General features: G+C 64.8%; 16 protein-coding genes. 5 read left to right on the forward strand and 11 right to left on the reverse strand.

Annotation, left to right across the window (positions count from 1 at the left end; all coding sequences use genetic code 11):
* Positions 1 to 31: 31 nt before the first annotated feature.
* Both HHL08_RS16875 and HHL08_RS16880 read left to right on the forward strand, forming a co-directional pair.
* Positions 32 to 730 (forward strand): dienelactone hydrolase family protein, encoded by a 699-nt coding sequence (locus HHL08_RS16875; RefSeq protein ID WP_169574270.1) that lies wholly within the window; start codon positions 32 to 34, stop codon positions 728 to 730.
* 17 nt (positions 731 to 747) lie between these two features.
* Positions 748 to 1,698, forward strand: a complete 951-nt coding sequence (locus HHL08_RS16880) for a quinone oxidoreductase family protein (RefSeq protein ID WP_169574232.1) — start codon at positions 748 to 750, stop codon at positions 1,696 to 1,698.
* Positions 1,699 to 1,774: 76 nt separating this feature from the next.
* Here HHL08_RS16880 and HHL08_RS16885 read toward each other — a convergent pair whose 3' ends face one another.
* The gene (locus HHL08_RS16885) at positions 1,775 to 2,497 is read right to left on the reverse strand and encodes a YjbE family putative metal transport protein (protein ID WP_169574233.1); all 723 of its coding nucleotides are present in this window, start codon (positions 2,495 to 2,497) and stop codon (positions 1,775 to 1,777) included.
* Between the two features lie 22 nt (positions 2,498 to 2,519).
* Positions 2,520 to 3,776 (reverse strand): transcription termination factor Rho, encoded by a 1,257-nt coding sequence (rho, locus tag HHL08_RS16890; protein ID WP_169574234.1) that lies wholly within the window; start codon positions 3,774 to 3,776, stop codon positions 2,520 to 2,522.
* Positions 3,777 to 4,043: 267 nt separating this feature from the next.
* On the opposite strand from rho, the gene HHL08_RS16895 reads away from it, so the two are divergent.
* Positions 4,044 to 5,036, forward strand: coding sequence for a retroviral-like aspartic protease family protein (locus HHL08_RS16895; protein ID WP_169574235.1), 993 nt, complete (start codon positions 4,044 to 4,046; stop codon positions 5,034 to 5,036).
* Between the two features lie 5 nt (positions 5,037 to 5,041).
* Here HHL08_RS16895 and HHL08_RS16900 read toward each other — a convergent pair whose 3' ends face one another.
* From HHL08_RS16900 to HHL08_RS16925, 6 genes are all read right to left on the reverse strand, one after another.
* The gene (locus HHL08_RS16900) at positions 5,042 to 7,177 is read right to left on the reverse strand and encodes a transglycosylase domain-containing protein (RefSeq protein ID WP_169574236.1); all 2,136 of its coding nucleotides are present in this window, start codon (positions 7,175 to 7,177) and stop codon (positions 5,042 to 5,044) included.
* Between the two features lie 210 nt (positions 7,178 to 7,387).
* Complete coding sequence (msrB, locus tag HHL08_RS16905) at positions 7,388 to 7,792, reverse strand: peptide-methionine (R)-S-oxide reductase MsrB (RefSeq protein ID WP_169574237.1); 405 nt, start codon at positions 7,790 to 7,792, stop codon at positions 7,388 to 7,390.
* Positions 7,793 to 7,823: 31 nt separating this feature from the next.
* Positions 7,824 to 8,852, reverse strand: a complete 1,029-nt coding sequence (holA, locus tag HHL08_RS16910; RefSeq protein WP_169574238.1) for a DNA polymerase III subunit delta — start codon at positions 8,850 to 8,852, stop codon at positions 7,824 to 7,826.
* Positions 8,849 to 9,349, reverse strand: a complete 501-nt coding sequence (gene lptE / locus HHL08_RS16915) for an LPS assembly lipoprotein LptE (RefSeq protein ID WP_169574239.1) — start codon at positions 9,347 to 9,349, stop codon at positions 8,849 to 8,851. Before lptE ends, holA begins: the two co-directional genes overlap by 4 nt.
* A 100-nt stretch (positions 9,350 to 9,449) precedes the next feature.
* The gene (leuS, locus tag HHL08_RS16920) at positions 9,450 to 11,978 is read right to left on the reverse strand and encodes a leucine--tRNA ligase (protein ID WP_169574240.1); all 2,529 of its coding nucleotides are present in this window, start codon (positions 11,976 to 11,978) and stop codon (positions 9,450 to 9,452) included.
* Between the two features lie 100 nt (positions 11,979 to 12,078).
* On the reverse strand, positions 12,079 to 12,525 hold the full coding sequence (locus HHL08_RS16925; RefSeq protein ID WP_169574241.1) for a DUF3576 domain-containing protein: 447 nt from the start codon (positions 12,523 to 12,525) through the stop codon (positions 12,079 to 12,081).
* Positions 12,526 to 12,781: 256 nt separating this feature from the next.
* Here HHL08_RS16925 and HHL08_RS16930 point away from each other — a divergent pair, with 256 nt between their 5' ends.
* Positions 12,782 to 13,522 carry a hypothetical protein gene (locus HHL08_RS16930; RefSeq protein WP_169574242.1) on the forward strand — a complete coding sequence of 247 codons (741 nt, stop codon included), beginning with the start codon at positions 12,782 to 12,784 and terminating at the stop codon, positions 13,520 to 13,522.
* Between the two features lie 179 nt (positions 13,523 to 13,701).
* On the opposite strand, the gene HHL08_RS16935 is transcribed toward HHL08_RS16930, so the two are convergent.
* The 3 genes from HHL08_RS16935 to HHL08_RS16945 all read right to left on the reverse strand — a co-directional run bounded on the left by HHL08_RS16935 (position 13,702) and on the right by HHL08_RS16945 (position 16,319).
* The gene (locus tag HHL08_RS16935; protein WP_169574243.1) at positions 13,702 to 14,643 is read right to left on the reverse strand and encodes a 2-hydroxyacid dehydrogenase; all 942 of its coding nucleotides are present in this window, start codon (positions 14,641 to 14,643) and stop codon (positions 13,702 to 13,704) included.
* Positions 14,640 to 15,980 carry a cystathionine gamma-synthase family protein gene (locus HHL08_RS16940; RefSeq protein ID WP_169574244.1) on the reverse strand — a complete coding sequence of 447 codons (1,341 nt, stop codon included), beginning with the start codon at positions 15,978 to 15,980 and terminating at the stop codon, positions 14,640 to 14,642. Before HHL08_RS16940 ends, HHL08_RS16935 begins: the two co-directional genes overlap by 4 nt.
* A gap of 141 nt (positions 15,981 to 16,121) precedes the next feature.
* On the reverse strand, positions 16,122 to 16,319 hold the full coding sequence (locus HHL08_RS16945) for a hypothetical protein (RefSeq protein ID WP_169574245.1): 198 nt from the start codon (positions 16,317 to 16,319) through the stop codon (positions 16,122 to 16,124).
* A gap of 158 nt (positions 16,320 to 16,477) precedes the next feature.
* Here HHL08_RS16945 and HHL08_RS16950 point away from each other — a divergent pair, with 158 nt between their 5' ends.
* Positions 16,478 to 18,901: a ligase-associated DNA damage response DEXH box helicase gene (locus tag HHL08_RS16950; RefSeq protein WP_169574271.1), complete on the forward strand. Its 2,424-nt coding sequence runs from the start codon at positions 16,478 to 16,480 to the stop codon at positions 18,899 to 18,901.
* Positions 18,902 to 18,903 lie beyond the last annotated feature (2 nt).

Genomic DNA, 18,903 nt, shown 5'->3' on the forward strand with positions numbered 1-18,903 from the left:
GCTCCATTCTCATAGCGGCAAGGATATCGGCATGGGCGACTTCACTTCTATCACGACCTTGGACGGCGACGGGCAGTTCGACGCCTATGTGGCGAAACCCGAAGAGGCGGCAAGCGCGGCGATCATCGTCATTCAGGAGATTTTCGGCGTGAATGAGGGCATTCGCGGCAAATGCGACAGCTGGGCCAAGGCCGGTTATGTCACCTATGCGCCCGACCTCTTCTGGCGGCAGGAGCCGCATGTTGAACTGGACGCCGACGTGCCGGAGGACTTTCAGACCGCGATCGGCCTGATGCAGAAGCTCAACCAGGATCAGGCCATTCGCGATATCGAGGCGACGATCAAGGCCGCGCGCGCGGCGGCGGGCGGCGGCAAGGTCGGTCTGGTCGGCTATTGCCTGGGCGGGCGGCTGGCTTTCATGAGCGCCTGCCGCACCGATGGCGATGCGTTCGTCGGCTATTATGGCGTCGGCATCGACGGCCTGCTGGGCGAACAACATGCGATCGGCAAGCCGGTGCTGCTGCATGTGCCGACCGCCGACCATTTCGTCCTGCCCGACGCGCAGAAGGCGATGCATCAGGGTCTAGCCGACAACCGCCATGTTACACTGTATGACTATGAGGGGCTGGATCATGGCTTCGCGGCGGAGATGGGCCAGCGTCGCGACGACGCCGGCGCGGAACTGGCGGACGGCCGCACCGCCGATTTCTTCGCCGAGCATCTCGCCTGATGGGCGGCGCATGGCGCATGGTCGCCCGCAGCCATGGCGGGCCGGAGGTGATCGCGCGCGAGGATTTCGATCCCGGCACGCCGGGTGAGACTGAGATACTGATCGCGCAGGATGCAGTTGGCCTCAATTTCATCGACACCTATTATCGCACCGGCCTCTACCCCGCCCCCTTGCCCACCCCCTTGGGGTCGGAAGGTGCTGGCCGGGTCGCGGCGGTCGGGCCGGGCGTCACTGGCTTTGCGGTCGGCGATGTTGTGGGCTGCGCCAGCGGGCTGGGGTCTTACGCCACCCACCGGATCGTGCCGGCGGACAAGGTGGTGCGGATTCCCGATGGCGTATCGACGCAGGAAGCGGCGGCGATGATGCTCAAGGGCATGACCGCCTGCTATCTGGCCGAAGACACGATCGCGCTACAGGCGGGACAGGTCGCGCTGGTCCATGCCGCAGCCGGGGGCGTCGGCTCCGTCCTCGTCCACTGGCTGCGCGACAAGGGCGTGATCGTCATCGCCCATTGCGGATCGGCGGAAAAAGCGGCGCGCGTCGAGGCGGACCACAGCCTGCACGGTTCGTTCGATGATCTGGCAGCGACGGTGCGTCACCTCACTAGCGGCCAGGGTGTGGACGTGGTCTATGACGGGGTCGGCAAAGATAGCTGGACCGCCTCGCTCGCCAGCCTCAAGCGGCGCGGGCTGATGGTCAGCTATGGCAATGCATCGGGCGCTGTGCCGCCGGTCAGCCTGCTGGACCTCAGCCGGGGCGGTTCGCTCTACGTCACCCGCCCGACCCTGTTTGATTATATCGCGACGCCAGAGTCACTGGCGCATACCGCCGATCGCCTGTTTGATCGGATGCGGGGCGGCGTGGTCAAGGCGGTGATCGGCCAGCGCTTCGCCTTGGCGGACGCGGCGGAGGCGCATCGCGCGCTGGAGGCGCGGCAGACGACTGGGGCGACGATCCTCATCCCTTGAGGCTCTACTGATGCACCAAAAAGGGGGCGGAACCAGCATGGCTCCGCCCCCTTTTTGTCGCGTTGCCGCGTGCGGATCAGCCGAACAGCGTCAGCAACCCAACATTCTGGTCGACAAAGCCTTCATAGATCATCTTGACCGCGACATAGACGATGACCGCGAGGCCGATATAGGCGATCCAGCGGAACCGCTCGATATATTTGGCGATGATGTTCGCGGCGATGCCCATAAGCGCGACCGACAGGATCAGCCCTATGATGAGAATGCCCGGATGATCCTTCGCAGCGCCCGCGACGGCCAGCACATTGTCCAGGCTCATGCTGACATCGGCGACCGCAACCGCCCAGGCGGCGGCTGCGAAGCTCTTGGCCGGGCGCAGGCCCGACACATCGTCGTCGCTGGTGTCGCCCGGCGTATCCCCGCCCCGCTTGGGGTGCAGTTCGCGCCACATCTTGAAGCTGACCCACAGCAGCAGTAGGCCACCGGCCAGGATCAGGCCGACAATCTGCATCAACTGGCTGACCACCAGCGCAAAGGCGATGCGCAGCACCAGCGCGGCGATGATGCCGATCAGGATCACCTTCTGGCGCTGTGCGGCCGGAAGCCCCGCCGCCAGCGCGCCGACGACGATCGCATTGTCGCCGGCCAGAAGAATATCGATCATCAGCACCTGGCCAAAGGCAGCCAGCGCGCTGGGCGATGTTATATTGCTGAAATCATTGACGATATGACCCCAGATATCGGCGGGCGAACCCAGCCCCTGGGCCGCAGCGGCGGCGGTGGCGAAAAGGTCGAACATGACGGCCTGATAATCCTTCCGCTTACTGGTTCATCGAATCGAAGAAATCTTCGTTGGTCTTGCTGTCCTTCATCTTGTCCAGCAGGAACTCCATGGCGTCGATCGTGCCCATCTGCATCAGGATGCGGCGCAGCACCCACATCTTGCTGAGCTTGGCCTTGTCGACCAGCAATTCTTCCTTGCGGGTGCCGGACTTGCCGACGTCCAGCGCAGGGAAGATGCGCTTGTCCGCAACCTTGCGGTCCAGCACAATTTCCGAGTTGCCGGTGCCCTTGAACTCTTCGAAAATAACTTCGTCCATGCGGCTGCCCGTGTCGATCAGCGCCGTCGCGATGATGGAAAGCGAACCGCCTTCCTCGATGTTACGCGCCGCGCCGAAGAAACGCTTGGGCCGTTGGAGCGCATTGGCGTCCACGCCGCCGGTCAGAACCTTGCCCGAAGACGGGACGACGGTGTTGTAGGCGCGGCCCAGGCGCGTGATCGAATCGAGCAGGATGACGACATCCTTCTTATGCTCGACCAGCCGCTTGGCCTTTTCGATCACCATTTCGGCGACCGCGACGTGGCGGGTGGCAGGCTCGTCGAAGGTGGAGGAGACGACCTCTCCCTTCACGCTGCGCTGCATGTCGGTAACTTCTTCCGGCCGCTCGTCGATCAGCAGCACGATCAGGAAGACTTCGGGATGGTTGTCGGTGATGGCCTTGGCCATATTCTGTAGCATCACCGTCTTGCCGACGCGGGGCGGCGCGACGATCAGCGTACGCTGGCCCTTGCCCTGCGGCGACACGATGTCGATGACGCGGGCCGACTTGTCCTTCTGGGTAGGGTCATAAGGGTCGAGCGTCAGCTTGGATTCGGGATAGAGCGGCGTCAGATTGTCGAAGTTCACGCGATGGCGGACCACATCGGGATCGTCGAAATTGACGGTGTTGAGCTTCACCAGCGCGAAATAGCGCTCGCCATCCTTGGGCGCGCGGATTTCGCCATCCACCGTGTCGCCGGTGCGCAGGCCGAAGCGGCGGACCTGGTTCGGCGAGACATAGATGTCGTCGGGACCGGCCAGGAAGTTCGCTTCGGGGCTGCGCAGAAAGCCGAAGCCGTCGGGCAGCACCTCGATCGTGCCCTCGCCCATGATCTGCTCACCATTTTCCGCCTCGGCCTTCAGGATCGCGAACATCAAATCCTGCTTGCGCAGCGTCGATGCGCTTTCGACGCCCAACTCTTCGGCCATGGTGACCAAATCTGCGGGCGCTGTTTTTTTGAGGTCCTTGAGATGCATTGCGAATCGGTCCGATGGCGAGAGGGTGAATTGGGGCGGAAATTGGGAAGGATTAATAACCGAGCAGGACGCCGGTCGAGTCCCGTTCTGGACGAACGGGAGGGATCATCAGGCGTTTAGCGATCCAGATGCGGTCAAGTCAAGGCATGACAGCAAGCCGCAGCGGCGGAAAATCGCCTTTCCGCCCCAATCTGCGCCGGGTGGTGGCGCTGGTGCGACCATGGCCTTCCATGGTATAAGCACCGCATAAAATGGAAGGATGAGGATATGGGACGGCTCCCTCTCTGTGTGAGGGCGTTGCTGGGGTTTGCACTGGCGATTGGCGGCCCTGCGCTGGCGGTCCAGGATGCGCCGCTGCCCGCCTCCGCGATCCTCGATCCTGATGTGCCGCCGGCGGTGGTCCAAACCGGTCCCGCGCTGGACGAGCGGGTGACCATCCCGATCTCGATCGACGGCAAGGGGCCGTGGAACTTCATCATCGACACCGGGTCGCAGCGCACCGTCATCGCGCGCGACCTGGCGGAAAAGCTGGCGCTGTCGCCGCGCGCCAATGTCACGATCATCAGCATGACCGGCCGGTCGGAGGCCGGGACGGTCGCGGTGCCGCGGCTGGGCTTTGGCGGCGGGACGATCGACGATATTGAGGCGCCGGTGCTGGAGGGCGTGGATCTGGGCGCGCCGGGCCTGCTGGGACTGGACAGTTTGCACGCCAAGCGGCTGACGCTGAATTTCCGCACCGGGCGGATGGAAATCAGCAGCAGCAACCCCCGCCGCCGCCTGTCGGCCGATCCCGATACCATCGTGGTAGAGGCGCGGCGCAAGCGTGGCCAGCTGATCCTGCTCGATTCCGACGTCAACGGGATGCGGGTCAACATCATGCTCGATACCGGCACCAATTTCAGCATCGGCAATATCGCGTTGCGCGACAAGCTGGTGGCGAAGAAGCGCGCGCCGGCGATGCTGACGGCGGCGCTGACCAGCGTCACCGGCGGCACGCTGACGGGACAGGTCGGACGGATCAAGTCGGTGCGCATGGGGCGCGTCAACCTGACCGAGGTGCCGGTGCTGTTCGCCGACGCCAGCCCCTTTGCCGAACTGGGGATGCAGGACAAGCCGGCGCTGCTGCTGGGCATCAGCGCGCTGCGGATTTTCGACCGGGTGGCGATCGATTTCGGCCGGGGGAAGGTCGACTTCCTGCTGCCCGACGGCAGCGCGCTGGAAAAGACCCACTTTGCCGCGAATGACGAGGTTAAGGGTTAGGGCGGCTAAGGATTGGGCGTCGGTCGGTTCGCAGGCTGTTGCTGGCGCTGGCGGTCGCGGCCCAGCACATTGTCGATCCATTGCTGGTCGATGCGCGGCGGCTGCGGCCGGTCCTGCTGGGGCCGGTCTTCGGGATCGACTTCCATCTGCGGATCGTCGCTGTCGAGGTCCGAAGACCGCGTGCGGGGACGCTCGATGGGCAGGCCGTTTTCGTCGACCAGCATGCCGCCGCCCGTGCCGCCATCCATGCCCCCGCCCATCCCATTGTCGGGGCTGCCATAATAGGCCTCCTCGTCCGGCTCCAGCTGCCATTCGGGCAGCGTCACCTGGGTTTCGAACTCCTCCACCGGGCGCTTGGACACGGCCACCTTCATATAATCGGCGAAGGCATGGGCCGGCGCACGGCCGCCTTGCAGGCCACCCACGGACTTGGCGTCGTCGCGGCCCATCCATACACCGGTCGTAATGCCGCTGGAAAAGCCCAGAAAATAGCCATCCTTGTTGCTGGTCGTGGTGCCGGTCTTGCCCGCCACCGGGCGGCCGATCTGCGCCGCCTTGCCAGTGCCGGTGCTGACCGCGGTCTGCATCAGGTCGGTCATGCCGGCGGCCACCCAGGGGGCGACCAGCACGCGGCTGGTGTCGTCCTGATGGCTGTAGAGCAGCCGGCCGTCGGCGGTCGTGACCTTGGTTATACCATAGGGCGTCACCGCAATGCCCTTGCGCGCGATCGAGGCGGCGGCGCGGGTCATGTCGATCAGGCGGACGTCGGACGTGCCCAGCACCATCGAAGGGTGGGTATTGACCGGCGTCGTAACGCCAAAGCGGCGCGCCATGTCGGCGACGGTCGGGAAGCCGACCTCTACGCCCAGCTTCGCCGCGACCGTGTTGATCGAGTAGGCGAAGGCGGTGCGGATATCGATATCGCCGGAAAAGCGCCCGGAACTGTTGCGCGGGCTCCACCCGTTGATCGTCACCGGTTCGTCGGTCACGCCGGTATCGGGCGTGTAGCCCGACTCCAGCGCCGCCATATAGACGAAGATCTTCCAGGCAGACCCTGGTTGGCGCGTCGCGGTGGTGGCGCGATTATAGTTGGACGTCACATAATCCAGGCCGCCGACCATCGCGCGCACCGCGCCGTCACGGTCCAGGCTGACCAGCGCGCCCTGCGTGCCCGACGGCACATTGGCCTGGATGGCCGCGGTCGCCGCTTTCTGCATGCCAAGGTCGATGGTGGTATAGACTTCCAGCGGCTCGTTCGGCTCGTCGATCAGCAGGTCGAGTTGGGGCAGCGCCCAGTCGGTGAAATAACGCACGCTGTTCTGCGGCGCTTGCGGAGCCAGCTTGACGCTCTGGATATCGGCGTCCGCCCGCTGCGAAGCGGAAATCACGCCATTTTCCTGCATCAGGTCCAGCACTACGCCGGCGCGGCCGATCGCGGCGTCTGCGTCAGCGGTGGGGGAATAGCTGGACGGGGCCTTGACCAGCCCGGCGACGATCGCGGCTTCGGGCAGGCTGAGCGTCACGGCGGGATGGCCGAAAAATTTGCGGCTGGCCGCGTCGATGCCGTATGCGCCGCCGCCGAAATAGACCTTGTTCAGATAGAGTTCGAGGATCTGCCGCTTGGAGAATTTCCGCTCCAGCGCCAGCGCCAACACCATTTCGCGGATCTTGCGGCCGAAACTATAGCTGTTGTTGAGGAAGATGTTGCGCGTCACCTGCTGGGTGATGGTCGATGCGCCCTGCCAGCGGCGGCCCTTGCCGCGATTTTCCACCGCGACCCAGGCGGCGCGCGCCATGCCGATCGGATCGACGCCGGGGTGAAGGTAAAAGCGCTTGTCCTCGGTCGAAACCATGGCGTCGACCATGACCTGCGGAATCCGGTCATAATCCATCCACTGGCCGAAACTCGGCCCCAAGGACACGATGACGCTGCCGTCGGCGGCATGGACGCGGATCATCTGGCCGTTGGGGGAGGATTTCAGGCTGTCATAACTGGGCAGCGATTGCATCGCGATCACCACCGCGATCACCACGGCCAGCAAGCCCGCCACCGCCGTCGCGAGGCCGATCTTCAGCCCGCGCAGCATCCATGTCTTCGCGCGGCCACGCGGCGCGCCCTTGCTCTTGCCTGATCCTGCCATCTGTGCCGCCCCGGATACGCGCTAATCCCGGCCCCTGCCAGCGCAAATCATGCGCCTGGCGTGGAAAAAGACCGTCGCGCCTTCCATGGGGATCGGCGCTTTACCGGGGATGAATAAGAGAAACCCCGTTTGCATCGAGCGGAGTCGAGAAGCGTCTAACGCCGCGCTCGTGTTTCTCGACTTCGTTCAAAACGGACGGAGTAAAGGGGCTTACGCCTCGTCGTCGCGCGGCTTGAAGTCCAGGCTGGCGCTGTTCATGCAGTAACGCAGACCGTTGACGCCGGGACCATCGGGAAACACATGGCCCAGATGCCCTTCGCAGGTGGCGCAGCGGACTTCAGTGCGGACCATGCCATGGCTGGCGTCGCGAATTTCCTCGACCGCGTCGCCATCGACCGGCGCGGTGAAGCTGGGCCAGCCAGACCCGCTGTCATATTTCTCACCGGCGTCGAACAGTTCGGCACCGCAGCCGGCGCAATAATAGACGCCGTCGGCCTTGTTGCCATTATAGGGGCCGGTAAAGGCCCGCTCCGTGCCCGCTTCGCGCAGCACATGATATTGTTCGGGGGAAAGGCGGTCGCGCCATTCGGCGTCGCTCAGGTTCAGCTTGTCCATGGCGACAATATGGCCTTGCCGGACACTGGGTTCAAGTCCGCTCGCGCGCCGCCTGCCGCGCGATCGTCAGCAATTCGTGGCGGACCATCAGGTCGCCCAGCCCCCGCCCCGACCGGGTCGCGCGTTCCGCCTCCAGCAGCCGTTGCAGCACACGGGCGATGCCGGGCGAGTCCCATTGCCGCACCTGACGCGACACCAGCCCCTTTTCCTTCCAGAACACCGCCTTGCCCGCCGCCTCGACCGCGCCGTCCAGCCGGCCGCTCGCGTCGAAATCGGTGCGGATATTGGCGATCAGCATCGCCCGGTTCAGCAGCGGCCGGATGACCGAGGCCATGGCCGTGCCGGTTTCGCTCAGGCTGGTCAGTTCCCGGTGCATGGCCTTCAAATCGCCGCCCAGCACGGCGTTGACCAGCGGGCCGACCTCCGTATCGGGATTGTCGGCGGACAGGGCGTCGAGCGCTTCCGCCGTCGCCTCGCGCGGGCGATCGGGGGCGGCGTCGAGATAGAGGATCAGCTTTTCGATCTCACCGGTCATCAGCGCGCGGTCGCCATTGGCCAGGTCGACGATGCGGCGAGCCAGATCGGACGGCAGGCGCAGCCCGCCGTCGCGCGCGATGCCAACGGCGATCTGTTCCGATTCGCGCGCATCGGGCTGGTAGGATATGCACGCCATCACCGCCTTGTGATCCAGCGCCAGCTTGACCAGCTTCGACGTCGCTTTCAGCGCGCCTGCGACAGCGATCACCGGGTTGCCGGCGGCCTGCGCCTCCAGCAGGGCGGTCAGCGCCGGCACCGATTCCTCGCCCATGCCGCTGACCCGAATCCAGCGCTTGTCGCCGAACATGGAAAAGGACGCCGCTTCATCGGACAGCCGGGCGGGATCGTCCTTCAGCGTCGCCCCGTCCAGGTCGATGCGTTCGGCCTGCGGCCCCATGGCGCGCTCCAGTCGTTTGGCCAGCGACTGGCTGCCCGCTTCGTCCGGGCCGTAGAGCAGGAAGAAGCGGATATCCTGCGGCGGCGCGTCCAGCGCCCGTTCGATCTGGCCGCGATTGGCCTTCAAGGATTGGCGGCCTTGCGCGAATAAAGCGCCAGCCGGGTGACGATCTGGTCCGCCACCGTCTGCGACAGCCGTTCCAGCGCCGTGTCTTCGGCCGCGATCGTGGCATATTCGCTCGACGTGACGTCGATGCCCGCGTCCGACCCGGCGGTATCGTCCAGCAATTGCGCGCCGGTGGTTTCATCAACGAGTTGATACCGGGCACGTAAACTGCGGCGCTCGCGCGTGATCGCGGCGTCGGATCGCAGGCCAAAGCCGCTGATATCATCGTCCAGCTTCACCACCAGCTTGTAGCGTGGGCCGCTACCGCTGCGCATCGCCGACAGCCGGTCGTTGAGCGCATTGCGCACCAGCCAGCCGCCCTTGCCCTCGATCGGTTCGACCGTGACATTGCCCAGTGCCTGCGCCACCGCGCCCTGCCCGCCCCCGCCATAGACGGGGCGTAATCCGCAGGCGGTGAGGGAGGCAAGGGCGATCAAGAGCAGGGGCCAAGGTTTCATGCGAACCTCCATAACCGTTCGCCCTGAGCCTGTCGAAGGGCTTTCCTTCCTTTTCAGGAAGAAGCGGGCCTTCGACAGGCTCAGGCCGAGCGGCGTTTTGTTAGATGACTAGGTTCACGAGCCGATCGGGTACGACGATGATTTTCTTCGGTGTCGCGCCGTCCAGCGTGCGGATGACATTGGGAGCGGCCAGGGCCAGCCGCTCCAGTTCGTCCTTCGCCGTCCCCTTGGGCACGGTGATGGTGTCGCGCAGCTTGCCCATCACCTGACAGGCGATGGTCACTTCATCGTCCACCAACAACGCCGGATCGACCGGCGGCCAGGCAGCGTCGGCGATCAGGCCTTCTCCGTTCATCTCCGCCCAGCCCTCTTCGGCCAGATGCGGCGTCATCGGCGCGACTAGCAGGGCAAGCCCGCGGATCGCGGCGGTGCGCGATGCGGACGGCTTGGCTTTTTCGATCGCGTTTACCAGCTCGTATATCTTGGCAACCGCCTTGTTGAAGCCCAGCGCCTCGATATCCCTGGCGATGCCATCGACGGTCTGGTGCAGCTTGCGGTCCAGCGCCTTGTCCTGACCCTCGGCGGCGGTGTCATAGTCGCCGAACAGCCGCCAGACGCGGTTGACGAAGCGCCACGATCCTTCGATCCCTGCCTCGGTCCAGGGCAGGTCGCGTTCCGGCGGGCTATCGGACAGCATGAACCAGCGCACCGCATCCGCGCCATATTGGGCAATGATATCGTCGGGATCGACGACATTCTTCTTGGACTTGGACATTTTGATGACCCGGCCGACCTCCACCGGCGCAGCGTCGGCGATCAGCGTCGCGCCCTCGGACGTCCGGTCGATCTCGCCGGGCGCGAAATAGACAGGGGGCAGCCCCTCGCCCTGTTCGCGGCTGTACGTTTCATGCGTCACCATGCCCTGCGTGAACAGGCCGGTGAACGGCTCGGCAAAGCCCAATTGCCCCATATGCTGGAGCGCGCGGGTCCAGAAGCGGGCGTAGAGCAGATGCAGAATCGCATGTTCCACGCCGCCGATATATTGGCCCACCGGCAGCCATTTTTCGACGGTTTCGCGGTCGAACGGCTTTTCCGACGGTTGGCTGGCGAAGCGGATGAAATACCAGCTCGAATCGGCGAACGTGTCCAACGTGTCGGTTTCGCGCACCGCCGGCTTGCCGCAGGACGGGCATGTCACATGCTTCCAGGTCGGATGGCGATCCAGCGGATTGCCGGGAATGTCGAAGGTCACGTCTTCGGGCAGCACGACCGGCAACTGGTCCTTGGGCACGCCCACCGGCCCGCACGTCGCGCAATGGATCACCGGGATCGGCGTGCCCCAGTAACGCTGGCGCGACACGCCCCAGTCGCGCAGGCGGAACACGGTCTTACCTGCGCCCCAGCCTTCGGATTCGGCCCGCGCGATGACGGCGGCCTTCGCCTCATCCACGCTCATGCCGTCGAGGAAGCGGGAGTTCACCAACTTGCCGGGGCCGGTATAGGCCTCGTCATGGATCGGCTTATCGGCTTCGCCTTCCGGGGCGACCACGCGCTCGACCGGCAGCATATATTTGCGCGCGAAGTCCAGGTCGCGCTGGTCATGCGCAGGCACGCCCATGACCGCGCCGGTGCCGTAATCCATCAGCACGAAATTGGCGATGAACACGGGCAGGTGCCAGTCGGGATCGAACGGATGCGCGACGCTGAGGCCGGTGTCGAAGCCCAGCTTCTCCGCCGTTTCCAGTTCGGCCGCCGTGGTGCCGCCCGCCTTGCACGTCTCGATGAAGGCGACGGCGTCCGGGTTGTTTGCGGCCACAGCCTGCGCGATCGGATGGTCGGCCGCGATGGCGACGAAGCTTGCCCCGAAAATTGTGTCCGGCCGGGTCGAATAGACGTCGATCCGGCTGTCGAAAGGGGCCACCGGCTCGAAATGGAATTGCAGGCCGACCGACTTGCCGATCCAGTTTTCCTGCATCAGCTTCACCTTGTCGGGCCACTGGTCCAGCGTGGCCAGCCCTGCGACCAGATCGTCGGCGAACTGGGTGATCTTGAGGAACCACTGGGACAGCTTGCGCTTCTCGACCAATGCGCCCGAACGCCAGCCGCGCCCGTCGATCACCTGCTCATTGGCCAGCACGGTCATATCGACCGGGTCCCAATTGACCGCCGACTCCTTGCGATAGACCAGGCCCGCTTCCAGCATGTCCAGAAACAGCGCCTGTTCATGGCCATAATAGTCCGGCTCGCAGGTGGCGAGTTCGCGGCTCCAGTCGATCGCGAAACCCAGCTTTTTAAGCTGCGCACGCATATTGGCGATGTTGGACCGGGTCCATGTCCCAGGATGGACCTTCTTTTCCATCGCGGCATTTTCGGCCGGCATGCCAAAGGCGTCCCAGCCCATCGGATGCAACACTTCATGCCCCGTCATCCGGCGGAATCGCGCCAGCACGTCGCCCATCGAATAATTGCGGACATGACCGATATGGATGCGCCCCGACGGATAGGGGAACATCTCCAGCACATAGCTGCGCGGCTTGGGCGATGCGTCGTCGGCCTTGAAACTCTGCCGTTCGTCCCAGGTCGCCTGCCAGCGGGCGTCGGCCTCAAGCGGGTTGAAGCGCCTCTGCATGTCATGTCCTTACAAATGCGATCGGGCTGGGCCTTTCCAAGCCCAGCCCCGATAGATCAGAAAATACGGGCGTCGCGCCAGCGCCGCCCAAAGCGCGGTGTCAGCCGATCGCCGTGCGGCGCAGGTCGCGCGCCTTGGTCAGGATCACTTCCTCCAGCTTCTGCACGGTAGCCGCAGCGACCGGGGCATCGACCCACTGGCCGCCCTGATTCACCTGGCGGCTGGCCGCGACGCGCAGGGCGTCGGCGCGCAGATCCTGGTCCAGAATCGACACGGTCAGCTTCATCCGTTCATTGGGGCTGTTGGGATTGGAATACCAGTCGGTGACGATCACGCCGCCGTTCGAATCGGTCTGCACCATCGGCATGAAGGACAGCGTGTCCAGCGATGCGCGCCACAGATAGGCGTTGACGCCGATCGTCGTGACCTTCGATGCGGCAAGGTCGGCCTTGGGCCGGTCCTTGGCACCGCCGCCACAGGCAGCCAGCGGAAGGAGCACGGCCAGCAGCAGGCCGGCGGTTGCAGAGGCGGGAAGGCGGCGGACCATCAGGCATGTCCTAGCATGAAAAAGACGAAAAACTGACCGCTTCTATAGTGGCCGTGCGGCGTGGGGCAAGGGGGCGTGACGGTGCGCGCGACGGACGGCGCGGTGACGGACGATGGTAACGCTCCCGTTCCAGGGACTCCGGCCTGTGTGTTCCATGCAACAGCTCAGACAAAAAGGCGTTCTGCCCCTAGTCAGTGGAGGCTTTGCGAGTGTAGAGCGTTACGCAAGATATATGAACGGGGACAAGAATCGGGTCATGCGTGTGAACAGGGGATATTTGGCAGGAACGGGCGCGGCGCTGGCCGTCGCTGGCTTCATGCTGTCTCCCGCGTTCGGTGCGGCGACTGATTTCATGCGGTTGCGCACGCAAGCGCCTGTCTCGCTTGGCGGGCTGGGCAGCATTTCCTCCTTCACCCCCACGATCAAGGATCCGCGCCTCGCCGCGGCCTATGCCAAGATGGTGGCCTCGGCCAGTCGACAGGGTTTCCGTTTCACGCCGACCAGTGGTTCGCTGAGCGGCCAGCGTTCGGTGACCGTGATGGTCCGGGCCGCTGGCGGTGCCGATCAGGTGGCCGTGAACCGCACCATCGATGCGATCGATATCAAGCCTGTCGCCTTCAGCCTGAACGGCGCGCACAACTGGCGCAAATTCGCCCTGCCCGATTCGGTTGGCCGCAAGACGCTGGACCCGGTGCCGGTCGAAACGATGGTGGACGCCAAGAATTTCTCGCTGGATGACGGCAAGAAGGATCGGTTCAGCACCAAGATGATGCTGGAAAATCGTCGCGAATCCGGCGTGGCGGCAGCGACCGTGCGCAATCCGTCGGCGGACAAGGATTATTCGCTGGATCTGGCGGGTTCCTATTCGTTGACCCGCAACCTCAACGTCACTGCCGGTGTGCGCTATAATAATAGCGTAGCGGGTCGCACGACGCCGATGACCGACGAACGTCAGGACAGCCAGGCCGTCTATCTGGGCACTATCTTCAAATTCTGATGCCTTGATGGCGTAGCCGTCGGCCAATCGCGAATCCTACGACAGCGCATAGTCATGTGTGCTGCCCAGATGGCTGTTCCACCGTAAATACGCGCGATGAAAAACGCCGTGCTCCCGCGCAGGCGGCAGCCCAGTTCCGCCGTTTCAATGAAACGCCCGCCTACGGGAAGGATTCCGCCCTAAACCGAATCGGGCACGGGCGACGGCAGCGCCGCCCCGCTGAAATAAGCGCGCAGGTTGGCCAGCAACATCGCCGCCATCCGCGCCACCGCCGCATCGGTCGCGCCGCCGGTGTGCGGGGTCAGCACGCAGTTGGGCACATCGGCCCAGCGCGAGGCATCGGTCGGTTCCTGTGCGAACACATCCAGCGCTGCGCCACCCAGCCGGCCATCCTGCAACGCGGCGATCAGCGCATCTTCGTCCACCAATTGCCCGCGCGCCACATTGACCAGCAGGCCGCCCGGCCCCAGCGCATCGATCACCACCGAATCGATCATCCCGCGATTCGTCTCATCCGCCCTGGCCGCGACGATCAGCATGTCGCTGTCCTGCGCCAGCGCGATCAGGCTGTCGGCGCGCGGCCATGCCAGGGCGGGCTTGGGGCGCGGCCCCCACCAGCGGACCGGCATCCGCATCACCTCCGCCCGCCGCGCCGCGGCGATGCCGATCGCGCCCATGCCTGCTATCCCCACCCGCGCGCCGGCCAGCGACCGGGTGATGGTCTTGGCCCCCGCCACCCACGCGCCTGCGCGCACCTGCCGGTCGCCGGAAACGATCTGCCGCCGATGCGCCAGGATCAGGCCAATCGCATGGTCGGCGACATCCTCCGCATTGGCGTCGCCCGCATGGGTCACGGCGATGCCCCGCGCCCGCGCCCGCGCAAGGTCAATCCCGTCATAACCGACGGTGAAGCAGGCGATCAGGCCAAGCTGCGGCATCGCCTCCAGCAACGCGGGGTCGAGTTGGAACTCGCCCGCCGTCACGATCGCCCGTGCCTCGGCAATCCGCGCGCGCCCGGCCGCCTCCCACAAAGGCAGCGCCGCATAGTCCGTCGCCAGCAAGCCCAGCAACGGCGCCAGATGCGGCTGGGCGATGAGAATGACCGGGCGCGCGTCGCTCATCCGATTTGCCGCAGCGCCTGGGCGAAATCGGCGATCAGATCGTCAGCATCTTCGCAGCCGATCGAAATGCGCACCATATTGTCGCCGATGCCCAGCGCCTTCTTGCGCTCGGCCGGCACGGACAGGTGGGTCATCGCGGCGGGATGGCTGGCCAGCGTCTCGGTCCCGCCCAGGCTGACCGCCAGCTTGGCGATCTTCAGCGCGTCGAGGAACGCGAAGGCTTCCGCCTCGCCACCCTTCAGATAGAGCGAGAAGGTCGATCCCGCGCCGGTGCAATGGCGGCGATAGATATCGGCCTGCCGCTCGGTTTCGGGAAAGCCCAGATAGACCACCTTCTCCACCTGCGGCTGGTCCTTGAGCCAGGTGCAGACCGTCTCCGCATTCTCGCCCGCCCGGCTCATCCGCAACTCCAGCGTTTCCAGCGACCGTAGCAGCATCCAGGCGCTATGAGGGTCGAGGATCGTGCCGATCGTGTTACGCATCAGCCGGATGGTGGTGATCAGCGCATTGGACCCCAACACCCCGCCCGCGACCAGATCGCTATGGCCGCCGGCATATTTGGTCAGGCTGTAGATGACGAGGTCTGCGCCATGGGCCAAGGGCTTCAGCCACAATGGTCCCAGGAATGTATTGTCGATGGCGATCGGCGGGACATGCGCCTCACCCACGAACAGCGAGTCGCGCTGCGCAACCACCGCCTCCACATCGACGAGCACGTTGGTCGGGTTGGCCGGGCTTTCAAGATAGAGCAGGGCGACGCGGCCCAGACCCTTGGCCTTTTCGATCACCGCGCCAATCTCCTCCTCGGTGGCACCAGCCGGGAAATCGACCCATTGCACCCCGAACTTTCCAAGGATGCGGCCGATCAGCGATTCGGTCGCGGCATAGAGCGGCGCTGAATGGACGATCACGTCGCCCGGCTGCACCAGCGCCAGCAATGTGGTGGCGATCGCCGACATGCCGCTGGAAAAGAGCAAGGCATCTTCCGCCTCCTCCCACACCGAAAGCCGATCCTCGCAAATCTCCTGATTGGGGCCGTTGAAGCGGGAATAGACCAGCCCTTCCGATCCGCCGGGCCGGATGCCAGTCACGCCTTCGAAATGGCGCTTGCCCGCGGCGGCGCTTTCGAAGGCGAAGGTGGAGGTGAGGAAGATGGGCGGCTTGAGCGAGCCTTCCGACAGGGTCGGGTCATAACCATGGCCCATCATCAGTGTGGCGGGCTTCAGCTTACGGCCGTCAATCTCCATGATCGGGGCCTTGGGGCGGCGGCGGTTGCCAGGGGCTTCCACGCCGGTCAGGTCGGCTTCGGACAGTTTAGGGGGCGTTTCGCCAGTCATATCGTTTCTCCTGCTGCGGCGGCGTCTGATGCGCCGCTGTCATGGGCAGGAGTGTAACGCAGGGCGGCAGCCGAGGGCCAGAGGCGCGCGTAAGATTATTTCTCGCCGCTATATGATTATTCCGACGGCTGGCGGCAAAGGTCAGGCGACCAGCCCTTCCTCGACCTCCACATCGACCGGTGCCTGATCCTGCTCCACCGGCTTGTGCGGGATGCAAAAACGGCCGACCTGCAAAGTCTCGGCATAAAAGCCCCACCATTGCGTCCAGAACATGGCCGGCATGAACCAGATGTCGAAAAAGACGTCCGGCATAGGCTGGGGGGTGATTTTCTCGGTCATGGCCACTCTCCATGCGCTGTGCCGCGCGACACCCTATACGCACGATCCCCTATGGAGTTGCGCGGTTCGGAAGGAAGATGCCTATGTCTATCATGGCCGCAACGCCATGGCAAAGCGCAGACGGTGACAGCGGCACGATGGCCCCCTACATCTCCACTATGCCGCTTGCCCTTCCCGCCATTATCGAAAGCTGGTTTGCGTCGCGCGGCTGGCGGCCGCGACGGCACCAGATGGATATGCTGGCGGCGGCGGCGCGGGGCGATCATGCCTTGCTGGTCGCGCCGACCGGAGCGGGCAAGACGCTGGCGGGTTTCCTGCCGACCCTCTCCGATCTGATCGCCCATCCGACCGACCGGTTGCACACCCTGTATGTCTCGCCCCTGAAGGCGCTGGCGGTCGATGTCCGCCGCAACCTGCTGACCCCGATCGAGGAAATGGGTTTGGCCGTCAGCGTGGAGACGCGCACTGGCGACACCCCGTCCGATCGCAAGGCGCGCCAGCGGGTGCGTCCGCCGCACATCCTGCTGACCACGCCCGAATCGCTGTCGCTGCTGCTCAGCTATCCCGACGCCGCTTTGCTCTTCTCGGACCTGCGGACCGTGATTGTCGATGAGGTCCACGCCTTCGCCACGCAGAAGCGCGGCGACCTGCTCAACCTGTCCATGGCGCGCTTGCAGGCGATCAATCCCGCGCTGCGGCGTGTCGCCCTGTCCGCGACGGTCGCCGATATCGATGCCTATCGCGCCTGGCTCGCGCCCGATGGCGACATCGACACCGTGATCCCGGTGCTGGGCGAAGCGGGGGCGGAGCCGAATGTCGCCATCCTGATCCCCGAAGGCCGCGTCCCCTGGTCCGGCCATTCGGGCAAATATGCTGCGAAACAGGTGATGGCGGAGATTGAGGCGCGGCAGACCACGCTGGTCTTTTGCAACACCCGCGGCCTGGCTGAACTCATCTTTCAGGAACTCTGGTCCGCCAACGATGCGAACCTGCCGATCGCCATCCACCATGGCAGCCTGTCGATCGAGGCGCGGCGGAAGGTCGAATCGGCGATGGCGGCGGGCAAATTGCGCGCGCTGGTCGCGACCGCCAGCCTCGACCTTGGCGTCGATTGGGGCAATGTCGATTGCGTGATCCAGATGGGCGCGCCCAAGGGCAGCTCGCGCCTGCTCCAGCGTATCGGCCGCGCCAATCACCGGCTGGATCAAGCCAGCGAGGCGATAGTGATCCCCGGCAACCGCTTCGAATATCTGGAGGCGCGCGCCGCTCTCGACGCCGTCGAGGCGAGGGAGCGCGACGCCGATGATTTCCGCGTCGGCAGCCTGGACGTGCTGGCCCAGCATGTCATGGGCCTGGCCTGCGCCGGGCCGTTCCGGGCGGAGGAACTGCTGGAGGAAGTGCGATCCGCCACGCCCTATAGTGGCCTGACCGCCGAAGCATTCGACCATGTGCTGCACTTTATCGAGGGCGGCGGCTATGCCCTGCGCGCCTATGACCGGTTCAAACGGCTGACGCAGGACGTTGATGGCCAAGGCAATGTGCTTTGGCGCGTCTCCCACCCCCGGTTCATCCAGCAGCATCGCCTGAACGCCGGCATCATCGTCGATCAACCGGCGCTGGCCGTGCGCTTCGCCAATGGGCGTAAGCTGGGCACGGTGGAGGAAGGCTTCGCCGCGCAGCTCCGCCCCGGCGACAGTTTCTTCTTTTCCGGCATGGCGCTGGAAGTGGTGCGGATGGACACATCCGACCTCACCGTCCGGGCGACATCGAAACAGGCGCGCATCCCCAGTTGGGGCGGATCACGCATGGCCATGTCCACCCGTCTCGCGGACCGGGTGCGGCATTTCCTGGCCGAACCGCAGGAGTGGCACCGCTTCCCGCCCGATGTGCGCGAATGGCTGGAGATGCAGAAACTGCGCTCCGCTTTGCCCCAGCCCGGCCAACTGCTGATCGAGACCTTCCCGCATGAAGGGCGCCATTATCTCGTCTGTTATAGTTTCGAGGGCTGGAACGCGCATCAGTCGCTCGGCATGTTGCTCACCCGCCGCATGGAGAGCCAGGGGCTGATGCCTTTGGGCTTCGTCGCCAACGACTATGCGCTGGCGGTCTATGGCCTGAAACCGATCACCGACCCGCAAAGCCTGTTTTCCGCCGATATTCTCGATCATGAATTTGTCGACTGGGTCGAACAGTCGAGCCTCCTGAAGCGCGCTTTCCGCGACGTCGCGGTGATTGCCGGCCTGATCGAGCGCCAGCATCCCGGCAAGCGCAAGACCGGGCGGCAGGTCACCTTCTCCACCGACCTGATCTACGACGTGCTGCGCAAATATCAGCCCGATCATCTGCTGCTGAAGGCTGCCTGGGCCGATGCGCGCGCGCGGATGACCGATGTCGGGCGGCTGGGCGACCTGATCGATCGGGCTGCGACGACGATGCTGCATGTCACGCTGGAGCGGGTCAGTCCGCTCGCCGTGCCGGTGCTGATCCTGATTGGCCGCGAGCATGTGGCGCAGACGGCGGCTGAAGATGCGCTTTTGATCGAGGCCGAAGCGCTGGTCGCCGAAGCGATGCGCGCCGACTGATC

Source organism: Sphingobium psychrophilum (genome assembly GCF_012927105.1).
Lineage (GTDB): Bacteria > Pseudomonadota > Alphaproteobacteria > Sphingomonadales > Sphingomonadaceae > Sphingobium > Sphingobium psychrophilum.

Excerpts from the sequence above, each read along its gene's own strand:
- HHL08_RS16900 (WP_169574236.1), bottom strand. The coding sequence starts at position 7,177 with ATGGCAGGATCAGGCAAGAGCAAGGGCGCGCCGCGTGGCCGCGCGAAG.
- HHL08_RS16945 (WP_169574245.1), bottom strand. The coding sequence starts at position 16,319 with ATGACCGAGAAAATCACCCCCCAGCCTATGCCGGACGTCTTTTTCGAC.
- HHL08_RS16935 (WP_169574243.1), bottom strand. The coding sequence starts at position 14,643 with ATGAGCGACGCGCGCCCGGTCATTCTCATCGCCCAGCCGCATCTGGCG.
- HHL08_RS16880 (WP_169574232.1), top strand. The coding sequence starts at position 748 with ATGGTCGCCCGCAGCCATGGCGGGCCGGAGGTGATCGCGCGCGAGGAT.
- HHL08_RS16950 (WP_169574271.1), top strand. The coding sequence starts at position 16,478 with ATGCCGCTTGCCCTTCCCGCCATTATCGAAAGCTGGTTTGCGTCGCGC.
- lptE (WP_169574239.1), bottom strand. The coding sequence starts at position 9,349 with ATGAAACCTTGGCCCCTGCTCTTGATCGCCCTTGCCTCCCTCACCGCC.
- msrB (WP_169574237.1), bottom strand. The coding sequence starts at position 7,792 with ATGGACAAGCTGAACCTGAGCGACGCCGAATGGCGCGACCGCCTTTCC.
- HHL08_RS16895 (WP_169574235.1), top strand. The coding sequence starts at position 4,044 with ATGGGACGGCTCCCTCTCTGTGTGAGGGCGTTGCTGGGGTTTGCACTG.
- HHL08_RS16930 (WP_169574242.1), top strand. The coding sequence starts at position 12,782 with ATGCGTGTGAACAGGGGATATTTGGCAGGAACGGGCGCGGCGCTGGCC.
- rho (WP_169574234.1), bottom strand. The coding sequence starts at position 3,776 with ATGCATCTCAAGGACCTCAAAAAAACAGCGCCCGCAGATTTGGTCACC.
- HHL08_RS16875 (WP_169574270.1), top strand. The coding sequence starts at position 32 with ATGGGCGACTTCACTTCTATCACGACCTTGGACGGCGACGGGCAGTTC.
- HHL08_RS16925 (WP_169574241.1), bottom strand. The coding sequence starts at position 12,525 with ATGGTCCGCCGCCTTCCCGCCTCTGCAACCGCCGGCCTGCTGCTGGCC.
- HHL08_RS16940 (WP_169574244.1), bottom strand. The coding sequence starts at position 15,980 with ATGACTGGCGAAACGCCCCCTAAACTGTCCGAAGCCGACCTGACCGGC.
- HHL08_RS16885 (WP_169574233.1), bottom strand. The coding sequence starts at position 2,497 with ATGTTCGACCTTTTCGCCACCGCCGCCGCTGCGGCCCAGGGGCTGGGT.
- leuS (WP_169574240.1), bottom strand. The coding sequence starts at position 11,978 with ATGCAGAGGCGCTTCAACCCGCTTGAGGCCGACGCCCGCTGGCAGGCG.